Here is a 20,315-nt window from a genome sequence, read left to right as displayed (position 1 = left end):
CCAATGCGGGAGTCAATGCGGCTTGGCGTGCGCGCCTTCGTGCCGCCACGGGTGGTGGGCATCGGCCTTGCCGCGCTGGTGCTTGCCGGCTGTGGCACAGGAGTCGGCGCGGAGTCGTCCGCGGACGCATCGGCCGGCGACGCGGTCGCGCGGGCCGTGGAGAAGACCGAGGACGTGACGTCCCTCAGCTATCGGGTCACCGGTCGGTTTCCCGAGCGAGGGCGAATAGCGGATGAGGCGACCGTCCGTACGACGCAGCCGGTCGCGGCGCGGCTCCGGACGGCCAATCTGAGCGGCGATCAGCAGGGGGAGTCCGAACTGAGGTTGGTCGACGGGGTGTTGTACGGGAGCGCGACCGGCGACATGGTCGAGGAGATGGGCGGCCGGCACTGGATCAGCTACGGCCCGAATGCCAAATTCACCACGCACGGTGGCCTGCGCATGGACGTCGGCGGTCTACGTGACCAGGTCAGCCGCAACCCGGCCCGGGAGGCCGCCTTCCTGGCAGGCGCCGAGGACGTGCAGCGGATCGGCTCCGAGAAGGTCGACGGCGCCGAGACCACGCACTACGCGGGGACCGCCGCCGTCGACGAGCTCCGAGCCTCCCTGGACGAGGTGAAGGACAAGACGGCCCGGGAGGGGCGCCGGAACAGCCTCGACCAGTACGAGAAGTTGGGCGTGGACGAGCTCACCCTGGATGTGTGGCTCGACGGCGACGACCGCATCAAGCGGCTTCGCACGCAGGGCTTCGGGCGTCATGGCACGCTCGACCTCACCTTCACCTTTACCTTCCTCGACCACGGCAAGGCGGTGACGGTTCGGGCACCACGAGCCGACGACACCGCGGACCTGCGCAAGCCCCTGAAAAAGAAGGGGAGCTGAGCACGGTAGGGGCCGATTTGCCTGACGGCGATTCCGTCCCGTACTCTCCTACAGAAGCCAAAGACCGCTGGTCGTTGCCGTGCGCTCGCGAGAGGGTGCGGTGGCCGAAGGATCCGCTGAAAACTGCGGACGACCCGCGCAGGTGACTGTGGAAGAACTCCCGGAGTGCGTACGTCCACCGTATGTGCCACCGGTCGAGTCCGCCCCGTGCGCCTGCGCCGGGGCGTTTCGTTTTCCCCAGTCCTCCTTCGGGTCCGCGCGGTCCGAATCACCCGGAAGGAGGCCGAGGCTCATGGCGAGGCCAGACAAGGTCGATGCCGTCGAGGAGATGCGGGACAAGTTCCGCAACTCCAACGGCGCCGTCGTTACCGCGTACACCGGTCTCACCGTGGCGCAGCTCCAGCAGCTGCGTCGTTCACTCGGTGAGAACGCTAACTACCGTGTGGCGAAGAACACGCTGACCAAGATTGCGGCCAATGAGGCCGGGATCAACACGATCGACGACCTCTTCACGGGTTCGTCGGCCGTCGCCTTCGTGACCGGTGACCCGGTCGAGGCGGCGAAGGGTCTCCGCGACTTCGCCAAGGACAACCCCAACCTCGTCATCAAGGGCGGTGTCCTTGACGGCAAGGCGCTGTCCGCCGACGACATCAAGAAGCTTGCGGACCTCGAGTCCCGCGAGGTTCTGCTCTCCAAGCTGGCCGGTGCCATGAAGGGCAAGCAGTCTCAGGCTGCCTCCGTCTTCCAGGCGCTGCCGTCGAAGCTCGTCCGCACCGTGGACGCGCTCCGTGCCAAGCAGGACGAGCAGGGCGGTGCCGAGTAACTCGGCTCGCACACTGGCCCCCGCAGCCTGAACGCGGAGGCCACAGCGGGCCGACGTACGCCCGCCACACCCAGTACATCCGGCACCTGCCGATTTAGTGGAAGGACCGCCATCATGGCGAAGCTCAGCCAGGAAGACCTGCTCGCGCAGTTCGAGGAGATGACCCTCATCGAGCTCTCCGAGTTCGTGAAGGCGTTCGAGGAGAAGTTCGACGTCACCGCCGCCGCTGCCGCGCCGGTCGTCGTCGCCGGTGCCGCTGGTGGCGCCGCCGCCGAGGCCGTCGAGGAGAAGGACGAGTTCGACGTCATCCTCACCGGCGCCGGCGACAAGAAGATCCAGGTCATCAAGGTCGTGCGTGAGCTGACCTCCCTGGGTCTGAAGGAGGCCAAGGACCTCGTGGACGGCGCCCCGAAGCCCGTTCTCGAGAAGGTCGCCAAGGACGCCGCCGAGAAGGCCGCCGAGTCCCTCAAGGGCGCCGGCGCCTCCGTCGAGGTCAAGTAAGACCTTCCCGGTCCTGCTGGTCGACCACGACCTTCGCGCTTGCTGAAATACAGCCCTCCGGGGCTGTAACGCAGTCGCACCGAAGAGCGATCATCCATTCGGGTGGTCGCTCTTCGGCGTTCCTGGGGGCGCGGCCACGGTTGCCTTGTGCCCGCTACGGCGAGGGGTATGGTGATCTTCGTCGTGTCCCTGGGCGCGCCCGCGTCGGGCATGGGGGCCTTGACGAACCGCACGCAGCGCGCAATTCTCAGGACGCGTCGTCACAAGGATCCGAATCCGAGGCATGGATCGGCGGCGAAGAGGGCAGTATCAACGTGCGTTGAGGGCGAGCATGCCGAGGGCGTTGAGAACGAGGGCGTTGAGAACAACGAGGGTCGCGAAAAACCCGCACTGGACATCAGTGTGCCAAGTGGCTACACTGACCCTTTGCGCTGCCTGTTAGCTGTCCCCTGCCCGTCACCAGGGGCATGCCCTCGCTTGAGCACCGATGACCGGACCTCCCTGACCTGGCCATTCTTTGGTCGGAGAAGGAAACCCCTGTCTCTGTGTCCCTGTGAGGGGCCGGTACGCGCGTAGTGAGTCCGAGCCCTCGGAAGGACCCCCTCTTGGCCGCCTCGCGCACTGCCTCGACCGCGAATACGAACAACGGCGCCAGCACCGCCCCGCTGCGCATCTCCTTTGCAAAGATCAAGGAGCCCCTCGAGGTTCCCAACCTGCTCGCGCTGCAGACCGAGAGCTTCGACTGGCTGCTCGGCAACACCGCCTGGCAGAGTCGGGTCGAGGCGGCTCTGGAGTCCGGTCAGGACGTCCCCACGAAGTCCGGTCTGGAGGAGATCTTCGAGGAGATCTCCCCGATCGAGGACTTCTCCGGGTCGATGTCGCTGACGTTCCGCGACCACCGTTTCGAGCCGCCGAAGAACAGCATCGACGAGTGCAAGGAGCGCGACTTCACGTACGCCGCTCCGCTCTTCGTGACGGCTGAGTTCACCAACAACGAGACCGGCGAGATCAAGTCCCAGACGGTCTTCATGGGCGACTTCCCGCTCATGACCCACAAGGGCACCTTCGTCATCAACGGCACCGAGCGTGTCGTGGTGTCCCAGCTAGTCCGCTCGCCCGGCGTCTACTTCGACTCCTCCATCGACAAGACGTCCGACAAGGACATCTTCTCGGCCAAGATCATCCCGTCCCGGGGCGCCTGGCTGGAGATGGAGATCGACAAGCGCGACATGGTCGGTGTCCGCATCGACCGCAAGCGCAAGCAGTCTGTGACCGTTCTGCTCAAGGCTCTCGGTTGGACCACCGAGCAGATCCTCGAGGAGTTCGGCGAGTACGAGTCCATGCGCGCCACCCTGGAGAAGGACCACACCCAGGGCCAGGACGACGCGCTGCTCGACATCTACCGCAAGCTGCGTCCGGGCGAGCCCCCCACGCGTGAGGCCGCGCAGACGCTTCTGGAGAACCTGTACTTCAACCCGAAGCGCTACGACCTCGCCAAGGTCGGCCGTTACAAGGTCAACAAGAAGCTGGGTGCGGAGGCTCCGCTCGACGCGGGCATCCTGACCGTCGAGGACATCATCTCGACGATCAAGTACCTGGTGAAGCTGCACGCCGGCGAGACCGAGACGGCCGCGGACAACGGCCAGACGATCGTTGTCGAGACCGACGACATCGACCACTTCGGCAACCGTCGTCTGCGCAGCGTCGGCGAGCTCATCCAGAACCAGGTCCGCACGGGTCTGGCTCGTATGGAGCGCGTCGTCCGTGAGCGCATGACGACTCAGGACGTCGAGGCGATCACGCCGCAGACCCTGATCAACATCCGGCCGGTCGTCGCCTCCATCAAGGAGTTCTTCGGCACCAGCCAGCTGTCGCAGTTCATGGACCAGAACAACCCGCTGTCGGGTCTCACCCACAAGCGCCGTCTGTCGGCTCTTGGTCCGGGTGGTCTCTCCCGTGAGCGGGCCGGCTTCGAGGTCCGTGACGTGCACCCGTCTCACTACGGCCGTATGTGCCCGATCGAGACTCCCGAAGGCCCGAACATCGGTCTGATCGGTTCGCTCGCCTCGTACGGCCGCGTCAACGCGTTCGGCTTCGTGGAGACGCCCTACCGCCGGGTCACCGACGGTGTCGTCACCGACGAGGTCGACTACCTGACGGCCGACGAAGAGGACCGCTTCGTCATCGCGCAGGCCAACGCCACGCTCAACGACGACATGCGGTTCACCGAGAACCGCGTCCTGGTCCGCCGCCGTGGCGGCGAGGTCGACTACGTCGCCGGTGACGACGTGGACTACATGGACGTCTCGCCGCGCCAGATGGTGTCGGTCGCGACCGCCATGATCCCCTTCCTCGAGCACGACGACGCCAACCGTGCCCTCATGGGCGCGAACATGATGCGTCAGGCCGTCCCGCTCATCAAGAGCGAGTCGCCGCTCGTCGGCACCGGCATGGAGTACCGCTCCGCCGTCGACGCCGGCGACGTGGTCAAGGCCGAGAAGGCGGGTGTGGTCCAGGAGGTCTCCGCGGACTACATCACCACCGCCAACGACGACGGCACGTACATCACGTACCGCCTGGCCAAGTTCGCCCGCTCCAACCAGGGCACCTCGGTCAACCAGAAGGTCATCGTCAACGAGGGCGACCGGATCATCGAGGGCCAGGTCCTGGCCGACGGTCCGGCCACCGAGAACGGCGAGATGGCGCTGGGCAAGAACCTGCTCGTGGCGTTCATGCCGTGGGAGGGTCACAACTACGAGGACGCGATCATCCTGTCGCAGCGCCTCGTGCAGGACGACGTCCTCTCCTCGATCCACATCGAGGAGCACGAGGTCGACGCCCGTGACACCAAGCTCGGCCCCGAGGAGATCACCCGGGACATCCCGAACGTCTCCGAGGAGGTCCTCGCCGACCTCGACGAGCGCGGCATCATCCGTATCGGTGCCGAGGTCGTCGCCGGCGACATCCTCGTCGGCAAGGTCACGCCCAAGGGCGAGACCGAGCTGACCCCGGAGGAGCGCCTGCTGCGCGCGATCTTCGGTGAGAAGGCCCGTGAGGTCCGTGACACCTCGCTGAAGGTGCCGCACGGCGAGATCGGCAAGGTCATCGGCGTCCGCGTCTTCGACCGCGAGGAGGGCGACGAGCTTCCCCCCGGTGTGAACCAGCTTGTGCGCGTGTACGTGGCGCAGAAGCGCAAGATCACCGACGGTGACAAGCTCGCCGGCCGCCACGGCAACAAGGGTGTCATCTCCAAGATCCTGCCCATCGAGGACATGCCGTTCCTCGAGGACGGGACCCCGGTCGACATCATCCTCAACCCGCTCGGTGTGCCGTCCCGAATGAACCCGGGACAGGTCCTGGAGATCCACCTCGGCTGGCTCGCCAGCCGCGGCTGGGACGTCTCCGGCCTCGGCGAGGAGTGGGCGCAGCGCCTCCAGGCGATCGGCGCCGACGCGGTCCAGCCGGGCACGAACGTCGCGACCCCCGTCTTCGACGGTGCGCGTGAGGACGAGCTCGCCGGTCTGCTCGAGCACACGATCCCGAACCGCGACGGCGAGCGCATGGTGCTCCCGACCGGTAAGGCCCCGCTGTTCGACGGCCGCTCTGGTGAGCCGTTCCCGGAGCCGATCTCGGTCGGCTACATGTACATCCTGAAGCTGCACCACCTGGTCGACGACAAGCTCCACGCCCGTTCGACCGGCCCGTACAGCATGATCACCCAGCAGCCGCTGGGTGGTAAGGCCCAGTTCGGTGGCCAGCGCTTCGGTGAGATGGAGGTGTGGGCGCTGGAGGCATACGGCGCCGCGTACGCCCTCCAGGAGCTGCTGACCATCAAGTCCGACGACGTCACCGGCCGCGTGAAGGTCTACGAGGCCATCGTCAAGGGCGAGAACATCCCCGAGCCCGGCATCCCCGAGTCCTTCAAGGTGCTCATCAAGGAGATGCAGTCGCTCTGCCTGAACGTGGAGGTGCTGTCCAGCGACGGTATGTCCATCGAGATGCGTGACACCGACGAGGACGTCTTCCGCGCTGCGGAGGAGCTCGGCATCGACCTGTCCCGGCGCGAGCCGAGCAGCGTCGAAGAGGTCTGACGGGAGTCCGGCGGGGCCCTTACCCACAGGGCCCCGCCGACCCCCAGGCCCCCGTTTCAGACCCCAAGACTTACAACCCTGAGAGGGATTGACGCATAGTGCTCGACGTCAACTTCTTCGATGAGCTCCGGATCGGTCTGGCCACCGCTGACGACATCCGTCAGTGGAGCCACGGCGAGGTCAAGAAGCCCGAGACCATCAACTACCGCACCCTCAAGCCCGAAAAGGACGGACTCTTCTGCGAGAAGATCTTCGGTCCGACCCGGGACTGGGAGTGCTACTGCGGCAAGTACAAGCGTGTCCGCTTCAAGGGCATCATCTGTGAGCGCTGCGGCGTCGAGGTGACTCGCGCCAAGGTGCGTCGTGAGCGGATGGGCCACATCGAGCTGGCCGCGCCCGTCACGCACATCTGGTACTTCAAGGGTGTCCCGAGCCGGCTGGGCTACCTGCTCGACCTGGCTCCCAAGGACCTCGAGAAGGTCATCTACTTCGCGGCGTACATGATCACGTACGTCGACGAGGAGCGCCGTACGCGTGACCTGCCCTCCCTGGAGGCGCACGTCTCCGTCGAGCGGCAGCAGGTCGAGAACCGCCGGGACGCCGACCTGGAGGCCCGCGCCAAGAAGCTCGAGACCGACCTGGCCGAGCTCGAGGCCGAGGGTGCCAAGGCCGACGTGCGCCGCAAGGTGCGCGAGGGTGCCGAGCGTGAGATGAAGCAGCTGCGTGACCGTGCGCAGCGCGAGATCGACCGTCTCGACGAGGTGTGGACCCGGTTCAAGAACCTCAAGGTCCAGGACCTCGAGGGCGACGAGCTGCTCTACCGCGAGCTGCGTGACCGCTTCGGCACGTACTTCGACGGCTCGATGGGTGCCGCGGCGCTGCAGAAGCGCCTGGAGTCCTTCGACCTCGACGAGGAAGCCGAGAAGCTCCGCGAGATCATCCGCACCGGCAAGGGCCAGAAGAAGACCCGTGCGCTCAAGCGCCTGAAGGTCGTCTCCGCGTTCCTGCAGACCAGCAACAGCCCCAAGGGCATGGTGCTCGACTGCGTGCCGGTCATCCCGCCGGACCTTCGCCCGATGGTGCAGCTGGACGGTGGCCGCTTCGCGACCTCCGACCTGAACGACCTGTACCGCCGTGTGATCAACCGGAACAACCGACTGAAGCGCCTTCTCGACCTCGGTGCGCCCGAGATCATCGTGAACAACGAGAAGCGCATGCTCCAGGAGGCCGTCGACGCGCTGTTCGACAACGGTCGTCGTGGTCGCCCGGTCACCGGTCCCGGTAACCGTCCGCTGAAGTCCCTCAGCGACATGCTGAAGGGTAAGCAGGGTCGATTCCGTCAGAACCTGCTCGGCAAGCGCGTGGACTACTCCGCGCGTTCCGTGATCGTCGTCGGTCCGCAGCTGAAGCTGCACCAGTGCGGTCTGCCCAAGGCGATGGCGCTGGAGCTCTTCAAGCCGTTCGTGATGAAGCGCCTGGTCGACCTGAACCACGCGCAGAACATCAAGAGCGCCAAGCGCATGGTGGAGCGCGGCCGCACGGTCGTGTACGACGTCCTCGAAGAGGTCATCGCCGAGCACCCGGTTCTGCTGAACCGTGCTCCCACCCTGCACCGCCTCGGCATCCAGGCCTTCGAGCCGCAGCTGGTCGAGGGCAAGGCCATCCAGATCCACCCGCTCGTCTGCACCGCGTTCAACGCGGACTTCGACGGTGACCAGATGGCCGTGCACCTGCCGCTGTCCGCGGAGGCGCAGGCCGAGGCCCGCATCCTGATGCTGTCCTCGAACAACATCCTCAAGCCCGCCGACGGCCGTCCGGTGACGATGCCGACCCAGGACATGGTCCTCGGTCTGTTCTTCCTCACCACGGACAGCGAGATGCGGAACGTGAAGGGCGCGGACCGCGGCTTCTCGTCCGTGGCCGAGGCGATCATGGCCTTCGACGCCGGCGAGCTCTCGCTCCAGTCGAAGATCGACATCCGCTTCCCGGTGGGCACCATCCCGCCGCGTGGCTGGATGCCGCCCGCCCAGGAAGAGGGCGAGCCGGAGTGGCAGCAGGGTGACAGCTTCCGTCTGAAGACCACGCTCGGCCGTGCGCTCTTCAACGAACTGCTGCCCGAGGACTACCCGTTCGTCGACTACGAGGTCGGCAAGAAGCAGCTCTCCGAGATCGTCAACGACCTCGCCGAGCGCTACCCGAAGGTCATCGTGGCGGCGACGCTCGACAACCTGAAGGCGTCCGGCTTCTACTGGGCCACCCGTTCCGGCGTCACCGTCGCCATCTCCGACGTCGTCGTTCCCGAGGCGAAGAAGGAGATCGTCAAGGGCTACGAGGCGCAGGACGAGAAGGTCCAGAAGCAGTACGAGCGCGGTCTGATCACCAAGGACGAGCGCACGCAGGAGCTCATCGCGATCTGGACCAAGGCGACCAACGAGGTTGCCGAGGCGATGAACGAGAACTTCCCGAAGACCAACCCGATCTTCATGATGGTGAACTCGGGTGCACGAGGCAACATGATGCAGATGCGTCAGATTGCCGGTATGCGTGGTCTGGTGTCGAACGCGAAGAACGAGACCATCCCGCGTCCGATCAAGGCCTCGTTCCGTGAGGGCCTGTCCGTGCTGGAGTACTTCATCTCCACGCACGGTGCCCGTAAGGGTCTGGCGGACACCGCCCTGCGTACCGCCGACTCGGGTTACCTCACCCGTCGTCTGGTCGACGTCTCCCAGGACGTCATCATCCGCGAGGAGGACTGCGGCACGGAGCGTGGCCTCAAGCTGGCCATCGCCGAGCGCGGCGCGGACGGCGTGCTGCGCAAGGCGGACAACGCCGAGACCAGCGTGTACGCGCGCTGCCTCGCCGAGGACATCGTCGTCGACGGCAAGGTGCTCGCCCCGGCGGGCGTCGACCTCGGTGACGTCCTCATCGACCAGCTGGTCAAGGCCGGCATCGAGGAGGTCAAGACCCGCTCGGTCCTGACCTGTGAGTCCGCCGTCGGCACCTGCGCCATGTGCTACGGCCGCTCGCTCGCCACCGGCAAGCTGGTCGACATCGGTGAGGCGGTCGGCATCATCGCCGCCCAGTCCATCGGTGAGCCCGGTACCCAGCTGACGATGCGTACCTTCCACACCGGTGGTGTGGCCGGTGACGACATCACCCAGGGTCTGCCGCGTGTCGTCGAGCTCTTCGAGGCCCGTACCCCGAAGGGTGTCGCCCCGATCTCCGAGGCCACCGGCCGCGTCCGGATCGAGGAGACCGAGAAGACCAAGAAGCTGGTCGTCACCCCGGACGACGGCAGCGACGAGACGGCGTTCCCGATCTCGAAGCGTGCCCGACTCCTGGTCAGCGAGGGCGAGCACGTCGAGGTGGGCCAGAAGCTCACCGTGGGTGCCACCAACCCGCACGACGTGCTGCGCATCCTGGGTCAGCGTGCCGTCCAGGTCCACCTGGTCGGCGAGGTCCAGAAGGTCTACAACTCGCAGGGTGTGTCGATCCACGACAAGCACATCGAGATCATCATCCGGCAGATGCTGCGCCGTGTGACGATCATCGAGTCCGGCGACGCCGAGCTGCTGCCCGGCGAGCTGGTCGAGCGCTCGAAGTTCGAGACCGAGAACCGTCGTGTGGTCCAGGAGGGCGGTCACCCGGCCTCCGGTCGTCCGCAGCTGATGGGTATCACCAAGGCCTCGCTGGCGACGGAATCCTGGCTGTCGGCCGCCTCCTTCCAGGAGACGACCCGAGTCCTGACGGATGCGGCGATCAACGCCAAGTCCGACAGCCTCATCGGCCTCAAGGAGAACGTCATCATCGGTAAGCTCATCCCGGCCGGTACGGGTCTGTCCCGCTACCGCAACATCCGGGTCGAGCCGACCGAGGAGGCCAAGGCCGCGATGTACTCGGCCGTCGGCTACGACGACATCGACTACTCGCCGTTCGGCACCGGCTCCGGCCAGGCCGTTCCGCTGGAGGACTACGACTACGGTCCGTACAACCAGTAAGCGAGCAGCCTGAGTCAGGCTCAGTCGAGGGCGGTCACCTTCCCGGGTGGCCGCCCTTCGGCGTGTGTGGCTTGTTTCCCGGGCCTCTTTCAGGCCGTCGCGGCCGTCTCCGGGTTTTCTCGGGGGCGACCCCGATGCCCTCGGTGCCGGTTCGGCGCATCATGGAGGGACTCCGACCAGTACGGGGGAGGTGCTCCATGACGCATCCGTCGTGGCAGCCGGGGCAGCCATGGCAGCCATGGAAGGGCAGCAGTGCGCCGCAGCCTTGGTCCGGCGCCGGCGCGCCGCAACCGTGGACGGGCGCGAGCGTGCCGTCGATGCTCGCCTCGCACGCCGACCGTGAGCGCGCCGTGGACGTGCTCAGAGCCGGCTACGGCGAGGGCCGGCTGGAGCATCCCGAGTTCGAGCAGCGGGTCTCACGGGCCTACACGGCCCGTACGGTCGGGGAGCTGGCCCTGCTGGTCGCCGACCTGCCGCAGGGCCCCATGCCGCACCCGGCGCCCGTGATGCCCGTACCACCGACGTTCCTGGCGACGCCCCGGCCGCCGACGAACGGCAAGGCCGTCGGTTCGGTGGTCTGCGGGGTGCTGTGCCTCGTGAGCTTCGGGCTGACCGGCATTCCGGCCGTCGTCCTGGGGCACGCGGCTCGCTCCGAGATTCGCCGAACCGGTGAGGGCGGGGACGCCCTCGCCCTCACCGGCCTCGTGCTGGGGTGGCTGTCGAACGCGGCCTGGGCGGCGATGCTGACGTTGATGATCGTCGCTGCCGCCCTGTCGGCATGACGGCTGTGGGCGGTCGTTTCGTCGATCCTGCGATGTGGCGCTGACATGCCAGGATCGCCCGATTCGAAGATCAAACATGGTGCACGGTCTTGACATCGGCCGTATGGCGATGCGGGCGAGGCCCATTTGTTTTGACCGCAGCGAATGAGGTAGGTACGCTCAGACCTTGTGCCTGGGGTGTGCCCTGGCTCTCGTGCGTGCCTTCACCCGCATCGCGAGCTGTGAGCGGCCACCGTAATCTGTGCTGTTTTTTCGCCTTGCGGCGGGAGTCCGCCGGATTCGACACACCCGACCGCGTGGGTCGGCGACGTTCCAGGTTAGCTTCACCATTCGGCACACAGAAACCGGAGAAGTAGTGCCTACGATCCAGCAGCTGGTCCGTAAGGGCCGGCAGGACAAGGTCGAGAAGAACAAGACGCCCGCACTCGAGGGTTCCCCTCAGCGTCGTGGCGTCTGCACGCGTGTGTTCACGACCACCCCGAAGAAGCCGAACTCGGCCCTGCGTAAGGTCGCGCGTGTGCGTCTGACCAGCGGGATCGAGGTCACCGCTTACATTCCGGGTGAGGGACACAACCTGCAGGAGCACTCCATCGTGCTCGTGCGCGGCGGCCGTGTGAAGGACCTGCCGGGTGTTCGCTACAAGATCATCCGTGGCTCCCTCGACACCCAGGGTGTCAAGAACCGCAAGCAGGCCCGTTCCCGCTACGGCGCCAAGAAGGAGAAGTAGAAATGCCTCGTAAGGGCCCCGCCCCGAAGCGCCCGGTCATCATCGACCCGGTCTACGGTTCTCCTCTGGTGACGTCGCTCATCAACAAGGTGCTGCTGAACGGCAAGCGCTCCACCGCCGAGCGCATCGTCTACGGCGCCATGGAAGGTCTGCGTGAGAAGACGGGCAACGACCCGATCATCACGCTGAAGCGCGCGCTGGAGAACATCAAGCCGACCCTCGAGGTCAAGTCCCGCCGTGTCGGTGGTGCGACGTACCAGGTTCCGATCGAGGTCAAGCCCGGTCGTGCCAACACGCTCGCGCTGCGCTGGCTCGTCGGTTACTCCCGCGCCCGTCGCGAGAAGACCATGACCGAGCGTCTGCTCAACGAGCTTCTCGACGCTTCGAACGGCCTCGGTGCGGCCGTCAAGAAGCGCGAGGACACGCACAAGATGGCCGAGTCCAACAAGGCCTTCGCGCACTACCGCTGGTAGTCGCTACCCACATCGAGACCGAGAGAAGACTGAAGCCTTATGGCTACCACTTCACTTGACCTGGCCAAGGTCCGCAACATCGGGATCATGGCCCACATCGACGCGGGCAAGACGACCACCACCGAGCGGATCCTGTTCTACACCGGTGTGTCTTACAAGATCGGTGAGGTCCACGACGGCGCTGCCACGATGGACTGGATGGAGCAGGAGCAGGAGCGTGGCATCACGATCACGTCTGCTGCGACCACCTGTCACTGGCCGCTCGAGGACAACGACTACACCATCAACATCATCGACACCCCGGGGCACGTCGACTTCACCGTTGAGGTGGAGCGCTCCCTGCGTGTGCTCGACGGTGCCGTGACGGTGTTCGACGGTGTCGCCGGTGTCGAGCCGCAGTCCGAGACGGTGTGGCGTCAGGCCGACCGTTACGGCGTGCCGCGTATCTGCTTCGTGAACAAGCTGGACCGTACCGGCGCCGAGTTCCACCGCTGCGTGGACATGATCTCGGACCGCCTGGGCGCCCAGCCGCTCGTCATGCAGCTTCCGATCGGCGCCGAGGCCGACTTCAAGGGCGTTGTGGACCTGGTCCGCATGAAGGCGCTCGTGTGGTCCGCCGAGGCCGCCAAGGGCGAGATGTACGACGTCGTCGACATCCCGGCCACGCACACCGAGGCTGCCGAGGAGTACCGCGGCAAGCTGATCGAGGGCGTCGCCGAGAACGACGAAGAGATCATGGAGCTGTACCTGGAGGGCCAGGAGCCCACCGAGGAGCAGCTGTACGCCGCGATCCGTCGCATCACCATCGCGTCCGGCAAGTCCAGCGACACCACGGTCACCCCGGTGTTCTGTGGCACCGCGTTCAAGAACAAGGGCGTCCAGCCCCTGCTCGACGCGGTCGTGCGCTACCTGCCGACCCCGCTCGACGTCGAGGCCATCGAGGGCCACGACGTGAAGGACCCCGAGCTGGTCGTCAAGCGCAAGCCGTCCGACGACGAGCCGCTGTCCGCGCTGGCGTTCAAGATCATGAGCGACCCGCACCTCGGCAAGCTCACCTTCGTCCGGGTTTACTCGGGCCGCCTGGAGTCCGGCACCGCCGTGCTGAACTCCGTCAAGGGCAAGAAGGAGCGCATCGGCAAGATCTACCGCATGCACGCGAACAAGCGTGAGGAGATCGACTCGGTGGGCGCCGGCGACATCATCGCCGTCATGGGCCTGAAGCAGACCACCACCGGTGAGACGCTGTCCGACGACAAGAACCCGGTCATCCTGGAGTCCATGGACTTCCCGGCGCCGGTCATCCAGGTCGCCATCGAGCCCAAGTCGAAGGGTGACCAGGAGAAGCTGGGCGTCGCGATCCAGCGCCTGGCCGAGGAGGACCCGTCCTTCCAGGTCCACTCGGACGAGGAGACCGGCCAGACCATCATCGGTGGTATGGGCGAGCTGCACCTCGAGGTGCTGGTCGACCGTATGCGCCGTGAGTTCAAGGTCGAGGCCAACGTCGGCAAGCCGCAGGTCGCCTACCGCGAGACGATCCGCAAGGCCGTCGAGCGCGTCGACTACACGCACAAGAAGCAGACTGGTGGTACCGGCCAGTTCGCCAAGGTGCAGATCGCGATCGAGCCGATCGAGGGCGGCGACGCCTCGTACGAGTTCGTGAACAAGGTGACCGGTGGTCGTATCCCGAAGGAGTACATCCCTTCGGTCGACGCCGGTGCGCAGGAGGCCATGCAGTTCGGCATCCTCGCCGGTTACGAGATGACCGGCGTGCGCGTCACCCTCATCGACGGTGGCTACCACGAGGTCGACTCCTCGGAGCTCGCCTTCAAGATCGCCGGTTCGCAGGCCTTCAAGGAGGCCGCGCGCAAGGCCAGCCCTGTGCTCCTTGAGCCGATGATGGCCGTCGAGGTCACCACGCCCGAGGACTACATGGGTGAGGTCATCGGTGACATCAACTCCCGCCGTGGCCAGATCCAGGCCATGGAGGAGCGGGCGGGTGCTCGCGTCGTGAAGGGCCTCGTGCCCCTCTCGGAGATGTTCGGTTACGTCGGCGACCTGCGCAGCAAGACGTCCGGCCGTGCCAGCTACTCCATGCAGTTCGACTCCTACGCCGAGGTTCCGCGGAACGTCGCCGAGGAGATCATCGCGAAGGCCAAGGGCGAGTAACGCACCGCGTTCACACGCTTTAGGCTTGACTCCGGAGCCTTGAGGGGCAAACACCCGCAAACGCGGATGTTTGCCCCGAGGCCCGGGCTTTCCAGCAAAGATCACCTGGCGCCGATGAAGCAAGGCGTTCAGAACCACTCCACAGGAGGACCCCGTGGCGAAGGCGAAGTTCGAGCGGACTAAGCCCCACGTCAACATCGGCACCATCGGTCACATCGACCACGGTAAGACGACCCTTACGGCCGCCATTACCAAGGTGCTGCACGACGCGTACCCGGACCTGAACGAGGCCTCGGCCTTCGACCAGATCGACAAGGCTCCCGAGGAGCGCCAGCGCGGTATCACCATCTCCATCGCGCACGTCGAGTACCAGACCGAGACGCGTCACTACGCCCACGTCGACTGCCCCGGTCACGCGGACTACATCAAGAACATGATCACCGGTGCTGCCCAGATGGACGGCGCCATCCTCGTGGTCGCCGCCACCGACGGCCCGATGCCGCAGACCAAGGAGCACGTGCTCCTGGCCCGCCAGGTCGGCGTTCCGTACATCGTCGTCGCCCTGAACAAGGCCGACATGGTGGACGACGAGGAGATCCTGGAGCTCGTCGAGCTCGAGGTTCGTGAGCTGCTCTCCGAGTACGAGTTCCCGGGCGACGACCTGCCGGTCGTCAAGGTCTCGGCGCTCAAGGCCCTTGAGGGCGACAAGGAGTGGGGCAACACCGTCCTCGAGCTCATGAAGGCCGTGGACGAGAACATCCCGCAGCCCGAGCGCGACGTCGACAAGCCGTTCCTGATGCCGATCGAGGACGTCTTCACGATCACCGGTCGCGGTACGGTCGTCACCGGCCGTATCGAGCGTGGTGTCCTGAAGGTCAACGAGACCGTTGACATCGTGGGCATCAAGCAGGAGAAGACCACCACCACGGTCACCGGCATCGAGATGTTCCGCAAGCTGCTCGACGAGGGCCAGGCCGGTGAGAACGTCGGTCTGCTGCTCCGTGGCATCAAGCGCGAGGACGTCGAGCGCGGCCAGGTCATCATCAAGCCCGGTTCGGTTACGCCGCACACCGAGTTCGAGGCCCAGGCCTACATCCTGTCCAAGGACGAGGGTGGCCGCCACACGCCGTTCTTCAACAACTACCGTCCGCAGTTCTACTTCCGTACGACGGACGTGACCGGCGTTGTGACCCTCCCCGAGGGCACCGAGATGGTCATGCCGGGTGACAACACCGAGATGAAGGTGGAGCTCATCCAGCCCGTCGCCATGGAAGAGGGCCTGAAGTTCGCCATCCGTGAGGGTGGCCGGACGGTCGGCGCCGGCCAGGTCACCAAGATCAACAAGTAGTCTTGTTGGTTTGACCTGGTAGCTCCAGCGCGAGCTCCTGAAGGGGCCCGTACGACTTTGGTCGTACGGGCCTCTTTGCTGTGTGCCTCTAGGGCGTCAGGTGTTGCTGCCGTCCGGGACGACGCAGAACGCCACATGGCTGATGTCGGTGATGGCGTTGCCGGGAGGGTTGAGCTGGGCGTGGAGATCCTCGTCGGCCTCGATCTGGCCGGCCGGCGTGGTCGTGTAGTCGTAGAGGTTGGCTCCTCCTTCGTTTGCCGGACCGCCCTTGACGATGACTCCGACAACGGCGAAGGGGCCGTCGACGCTGAAGCTCAGCAGCTCCCCGTCCGGCTCCTCTGATCTCTGCGTGACGCCCAGGGTGATCGTTCCCTGCCCGTTGATGTCCAGGACCTCTCCGTTCGCCGGCTCGTTGTCCGTGTCGAACTCTTCGGAGTCGGCGAACTGATCGAAGTCGTCACAGTCCGGGTTGTCGGCAACCTCTTCGGGCGCCACCTCTGCCCTCAGCTGCGGACCCGGGAGAGCCGACGCGGGGCCTGCCGCGAACGTGACCGCCAGCGCCGTGGTCAGGCCGAGGCCGACGCAGCGCGCTCCCCATCTCGCTCGTGCCGACCGCGTGGCCGCTCGACTGGTTACTCGCACGATTTGTGCTCCTTTTGCTCTGAATCAGCCTGATTGCGCCCTTGTGGGCAGTCTGATTAATTGCACAATCGGATCGGCGTCAGTCCCCGAGGGTTCCTTTTCGTGGGCCGTCCGAGGTCCAGGGCGCCGGAAAGGGCGAGTGTCGGTCCGGCGGATGCGCCGGGCAGTCGAGGGCGTCGGCAACACGCCTGTATGTGCTGGTGCATGTGATGCGGTCATAGTAAATACACGTAAATACAGTTACGCCGCATTCTGGGAAGGGCGCCGCCATGTCAGAGACCGCTGCGCCGCCTGGTGGGGCCGCCCGTGCGGGCCAGGCCCGTCACAGGGCCGTAGTCGAGCGTTCCCTGCGGGGTTTCACAGGGGCCGGCTACGACAAGGGGCGGCCCTGGCTGGTCCAGGCTGCGTGGTTCGCCGTACTGCATCTCGTGTTCCGCAAATGGTGGTTCCCGGCCCGCTGGCGGCCGGCGGTGCTGCGGGCGTTCGGTGCGCGGATCGGGCGGCGGGTGCTGATCCGGCACGGTGTCCGGGTGCACTGGCCCTGGCGGCTGTCCGTCGCCGACGACGTCTGGATCGGTGAGGGCGCCTGGTTGCTGAACCTGCAGCCGATCACCATCGGCAGCGATGTGTGTGTCTCGCAGGACGCGTTCCTGTGCACGGGAAGTCATCAACACCGCAGCCCCACCATGGAGTTCGACAACGGGCCGATCCGCCTGGAGCCCGGATCCTGGGTCGCTGCGCGGGCCGTCGTACTGCGCGGTGTGACCGTCGGCCGCGGTGCGGTTGTCGGTGCCTCGGCGGTCGCCCACCGTGACGTCGCCCCCGGTGAGGTCGTCACGTGTGGGGTCGCGGCATGAGAGTCGTTCACGTGGTGACGCTCGTCAGCGATGACGGAGCGTACGGCGGTCCGACGAGCGTGGCCGCTGGGCACCTGGAGGAGTGCGCCGCCCGCGGCCACGAGGTCAAGCTGGTGTCGCTGTGGCGAGGCAGGTCCTCGGCGCCGAGACGCCTCGGTTCGGTGCCGCTGCAGACGCGTCCGGCCCGCTCGCTGCTCCCGGGGCGCTTCACCGGGCTGATGCATCCGCTGCTGGTCAGGGACCTGTGGGTGTCGATGGGCAGGGCCGACGTGGTCCATGTGCACGCGGGGCGCGATCTCGTCTCCCTCGCGGCGCTCGCCGTCGCCGCGCTGCGCCGCAAGAAGTTCTTCGCGCAGACGCACGGCATGCTGCAACCCCGGCACGCGGCCGTCGCCAGGCTCTTCGACCGCGTGTACGTGCCGCTGCTGCGGCGGGCGCACGGCTGCCTGGTTCTCACCGAGCACGAGCGCCGGGCCGTGGCCGAGGTCATCGGAGTCGACGGTCCGCCGCTGATGACCCTGCCCAACGGGGTGCGACCCGGGCCCGGGGGAGGGGCGGAGCAGCCGCGGCGCGAGCGGGAGGTGCTCTTCCTCGCCAGACTGCATCCGCGCAAGCGCCCGGAGGCCTTCGTCGAGATGGCCGCTCTGGTGCACCGGCGGATGCCTGACGCCCGGTTCACGATCCACGGGGCGGACGAGGGAATGCTGCCGACGGTGCGCCGGCTGATCGCCGCCCATGGGCTGCAGGGCATCGTCTCCTACGGCGGGGCGCTGCGGCACCCGGAGGCGGTACGGGCGTATGCGAGGGCGGCGGTCTACGTACTGCCCAGTGTGGACGAGCCGTTCCCGATGACCGTGATGGAGGCTCTCTCGGCCGGCACTCCCGTGGTGTGCACGGACAGCTGCGGAATCGCGGACGAGCTGGCCCAACGGGGGGCGGCGATGGTCACCGACGGCAGTCCCGAAGCGCTGGCCGACGCGGTGTGCGGTGTGCTGGCCGACGGCGGCAAGCGGGACGCCCTCGTGGAGGCGGGGCATCGCGCCGTCCGGGAGGCGTTCTCGATCCATGCGGTGACGGATCGGCTGGAGGCGATCTACCGGGGTGTGTGTCATGCCCCCTCTCGGGATTAGCTCGCGCGGGGACGACTCCGGGCATTCGGTACGCGGTTGATCCTCCCGCCCGTTCACGCACGAGGTCGAGGTAATGGAATTCTCCAGCACGCTGCAGCAGCTCTCGAAGGTGCAGAAACCTGCCCAGGGGGTCTCCTTCTACTCCCGGTTCGTCAACCGGCCGGCCGGGAGGCTGCTGGCGGCAGCGGCGTACCGCATCGGACTCTCGCCCAACCATGTGACGGCCGTCAGCGCGCTGATCACCTTCGCGGCCATTTTCACGATTGCTCTCCGCCCACCTTCCTATGTGTCGGGGCAGTGGGTCGCACTCGCGCTGCTTCTCGGGTTCGCACTCGATTCCGCTGACGGTCAACTGGCCAGGCTGCACCGGTCGTCCAGCCTTTCCGGGGAGTGGCTGGACCATGTGGTGGACTGCGCGAAAATCCTGGGCATTCACGCGGCGGTGCTGATTTCCTTCTACCGCTTCTTCGATCTGACGCAGCCCGCGCTGCTGCTCCCGGTCATCTTCCAGTTCGCCGCTGTCCTGTTGTTCTTCGGAGGGATTCTCACGGAACAGCTGAGAAGGCGAAGGGTGAAACCGCCCACCGGACCGCCGGCCCCGGCTTCCAGTGTTCGCGGCATGGCCCTGTTGCCCGTGGATTACGGGCTGTTCTGCCTGATTTTCCTGTTCCTGGGCAGCCAGAAGCTGTTCCTCACGCTGTACGTCGCCCTGCTCGTGGCCCACGTCGTGCTCCTTCCGGTGTTCTTTGCCAAGTGGCTGCGGGAGCTGTCCTGACGCGAACTCGGACGGAGGTATCGGGCACCTTGTGATGCGGAAACGCGCGGCATATCACATGAAAAGGTGTAAACAGTGATTAATCTGCCAGTCGGATTCCGGCTTTCCAGAAGGAGCTGCCATGAGCAAGCAGGTGGATGTCGTTGTCGCGGGTGGCGGAGGATTCATCGGTGGGCATCTCGCTGCCGACCTTTTGTCCCAGGGGCTGACCGTTCGGTGTGTCGACATCAAGCCGCAGCATGAGTGGCAGCAGGTGCACGCCGGCGCCGAGAACGTCGTCGCCGATCTGTCCCTCCTGGAAAGCGCCCGCGCCGCCGTCCGGAACGCCCGGCAGGTGTACATGCTGGCCGCCGACATGGGCGGTATGGGATTCATCGAGAACCACAAGGCCGCCTGCATGATGTCGGTGCTGACCAGCACCCACATGCTCAAGGCCGCACACGAGGCCGGTGTGGAGCGCTATTTCTACTCCTCGTCCGCCTGCGTGTACGCCGCCGGCAAGCAGAGCGACCCGAAAGTCACCGCCCTCAAGGAGGAGGACGCCTACCCGGCGCAGCCCGAGGACGGCTACGGCTGGGAGAAGCTCTTCTCGGAGCGCATGTGCCGCCATTTCGAGGAGGACTACGGGTTCACCTGCCGTGTCGCGCGCTACCACAATGTCTACGGTCCTGCGGGCACCTGGACCGGCGGCCGCGAGAAGGCCCCGGCGGCCGTGTGCCGCAAGATCGCCGAGGCCGTCATCTCCGGTGAGCACCGGATCGACATCTGGGGCGACGGCCGGCAGACCCGGTCCTTCATGTACATCGACGACTGCCTGCACGGCACGCGGATGCTCATGAACGGCGCCGGCGGCGTCCCGGTCAACCTCGGCTCCTCCGAGCTGGTCACCATCAACCAACTGGTCGACATCGTCGAGGAGATCGCGGGCATCCGCTGCGAGCGCGCCTACCGGCTGGACGCGCCGCAGGGCGTACGCGGCCGCAACTCCGACAACGGCCTGATCCGCGAACTGTACGGCTGGGAGCCGTCGATCCCGCTGGCCGACGGGCTGGAGAAGACCTACGCCTGGGTCTTCGACCAGGTCAAGCGCGCTCGTTCCTGATCCCTCGAACCGGCCGGG

At 66.3% G+C, this 20,315-nt stretch carries 15 protein-coding genes; 14 read left to right on the top strand and 1 reads right to left on the bottom strand.

All coding sequences use genetic code 11. From position 1 onward, the window contains the following. Window positions 1-15: 15 nt before the first annotated feature. From ACZ7L5_RS37215 to tuf, 10 genes are all read left to right on the top strand, one after another. On the top strand, window positions 16-882 hold the full coding sequence (locus ACZ7L5_RS37215; protein WP_471522621.1) for an SCO4651 family lipoprotein: 867 nt from the start codon (window positions 16-18) through the stop codon (window positions 880-882). 292 nt (window positions 883-1,174) lie between these two features. Continuing rightward, window positions 1,175-1,705 carry a 50S ribosomal protein L10 gene (gene rplJ, locus ACZ7L5_RS37210; protein WP_215119470.1) on the top strand — a complete coding sequence of 177 codons (531 nt, stop codon included), beginning with the start codon at window positions 1,175-1,177 and terminating at the stop codon, window positions 1,703-1,705. A 114-nt stretch (window positions 1,706-1,819) separates the two neighbouring features. Beyond that, on the top strand, window positions 1,820-2,206 hold the full coding sequence (rplL, locus tag ACZ7L5_RS37205; RefSeq protein ID WP_471522619.1) for a 50S ribosomal protein L7/L12: 387 nt from the start codon (window positions 1,820-1,822) through the stop codon (window positions 2,204-2,206). Between the two features lie 605 nt (window positions 2,207-2,811). Continuing rightward, window positions 2,812-6,297, top strand: coding sequence for a DNA-directed RNA polymerase subunit beta (gene rpoB / locus ACZ7L5_RS37200; protein WP_328879922.1), 3,486 nt, complete (start codon window positions 2,812-2,814; stop codon window positions 6,295-6,297). A gap of 98 nt (window positions 6,298-6,395) precedes the next feature. Further along, entirely contained in the window at window positions 6,396-10,295 is a 3,900-nt protein-coding gene (locus ACZ7L5_RS37195) for a DNA-directed RNA polymerase subunit beta' (protein ID WP_328879921.1), read from the top strand. A gap of 197 nt (window positions 10,296-10,492) precedes the next feature. Beyond that, window positions 10,493-11,077 (top strand): DUF1707 and DUF4190 domain-containing protein, encoded by a 585-nt coding sequence (locus ACZ7L5_RS37190; protein ID WP_471522617.1) that lies wholly within the window; start codon window positions 10,493-10,495, stop codon window positions 11,075-11,077. Between the two features lie 355 nt (window positions 11,078-11,432). Further along, a complete protein-coding gene (rpsL, locus tag ACZ7L5_RS37185) occupies window positions 11,433-11,804 on the top strand; it encodes a 30S ribosomal protein S12 (protein ID WP_003948652.1) in 372 nt (123 codons plus the stop codon). A gap of 2 nt (window positions 11,805-11,806) precedes the next feature. Then, window positions 11,807-12,277 carry a 30S ribosomal protein S7 gene (gene rpsG, locus ACZ7L5_RS37180; protein ID WP_003992340.1) on the top strand — a complete coding sequence of 157 codons (471 nt, stop codon included), beginning with the start codon at window positions 11,807-11,809 and terminating at the stop codon, window positions 12,275-12,277. Window positions 12,278-12,316: 39 nt separating this feature from the next. Next, window positions 12,317-14,443 carry an elongation factor G gene (gene fusA, locus ACZ7L5_RS37175; RefSeq protein WP_190073629.1) on the top strand — a complete coding sequence of 709 codons (2,127 nt, stop codon included), beginning with the start codon at window positions 12,317-12,319 and terminating at the stop codon, window positions 14,441-14,443. Between the two features lie 154 nt (window positions 14,444-14,597). Next, a complete protein-coding gene (gene tuf / locus ACZ7L5_RS37170; RefSeq protein ID WP_030046358.1) occupies window positions 14,598-15,791 on the top strand; it encodes an elongation factor Tu in 1,194 nt (397 codons plus the stop codon). Between the two features lie 96 nt (window positions 15,792-15,887). On the opposite strand, the gene ACZ7L5_RS37165 is transcribed toward tuf, so the two are convergent. Further along, window positions 15,888-16,433 carry a hypothetical protein gene (locus ACZ7L5_RS37165; RefSeq protein ID WP_471522615.1) on the bottom strand — a complete coding sequence of 182 codons (546 nt, stop codon included), beginning with the start codon at window positions 16,431-16,433 and terminating at the stop codon, window positions 15,888-15,890. Between the two features lie 269 nt (window positions 16,434-16,702). Here ACZ7L5_RS37165 and ACZ7L5_RS37160 point away from each other — a divergent pair, with 269 nt between their 5' ends. From ACZ7L5_RS37160 to ACZ7L5_RS37145, 4 genes are all read left to right on the top strand, one after another. Then, window positions 16,703-17,290 (top strand): LbetaH domain-containing protein, encoded by a 588-nt coding sequence (locus ACZ7L5_RS37160; protein WP_471522613.1) that lies wholly within the window; start codon window positions 16,703-16,705, stop codon window positions 17,288-17,290. After that, on the top strand, window positions 17,287-18,420 hold the full coding sequence (locus ACZ7L5_RS37155) for a glycosyltransferase (RefSeq protein ID WP_471522611.1): 1,134 nt from the start codon (window positions 17,287-17,289) through the stop codon (window positions 18,418-18,420). Before ACZ7L5_RS37160 ends, ACZ7L5_RS37155 begins: the two co-directional genes overlap by 4 nt. Before the next feature lie 73 nt (window positions 18,421-18,493). After that, the gene (locus tag ACZ7L5_RS37150; protein ID WP_471522609.1) at window positions 18,494-19,195 is read left to right on the top strand and encodes a CDP-alcohol phosphatidyltransferase family protein; all 702 of its coding nucleotides are present in this window, start codon (window positions 18,494-18,496) and stop codon (window positions 19,193-19,195) included. 121 nt (window positions 19,196-19,316) lie between these two features. Then, a complete protein-coding gene (locus ACZ7L5_RS37145) occupies window positions 19,317-20,297 on the top strand; it encodes an NAD-dependent epimerase/dehydratase family protein (RefSeq protein ID WP_471522607.1) in 981 nt (326 codons plus the stop codon). Window positions 20,298-20,315: the final 18 nt, after the last annotated feature.

Source organism: Streptomyces sp. NPDC107528, assembly GCF_055639295.1.
This window is presented reverse-complemented; position numbering and strand designations above follow the sequence as displayed.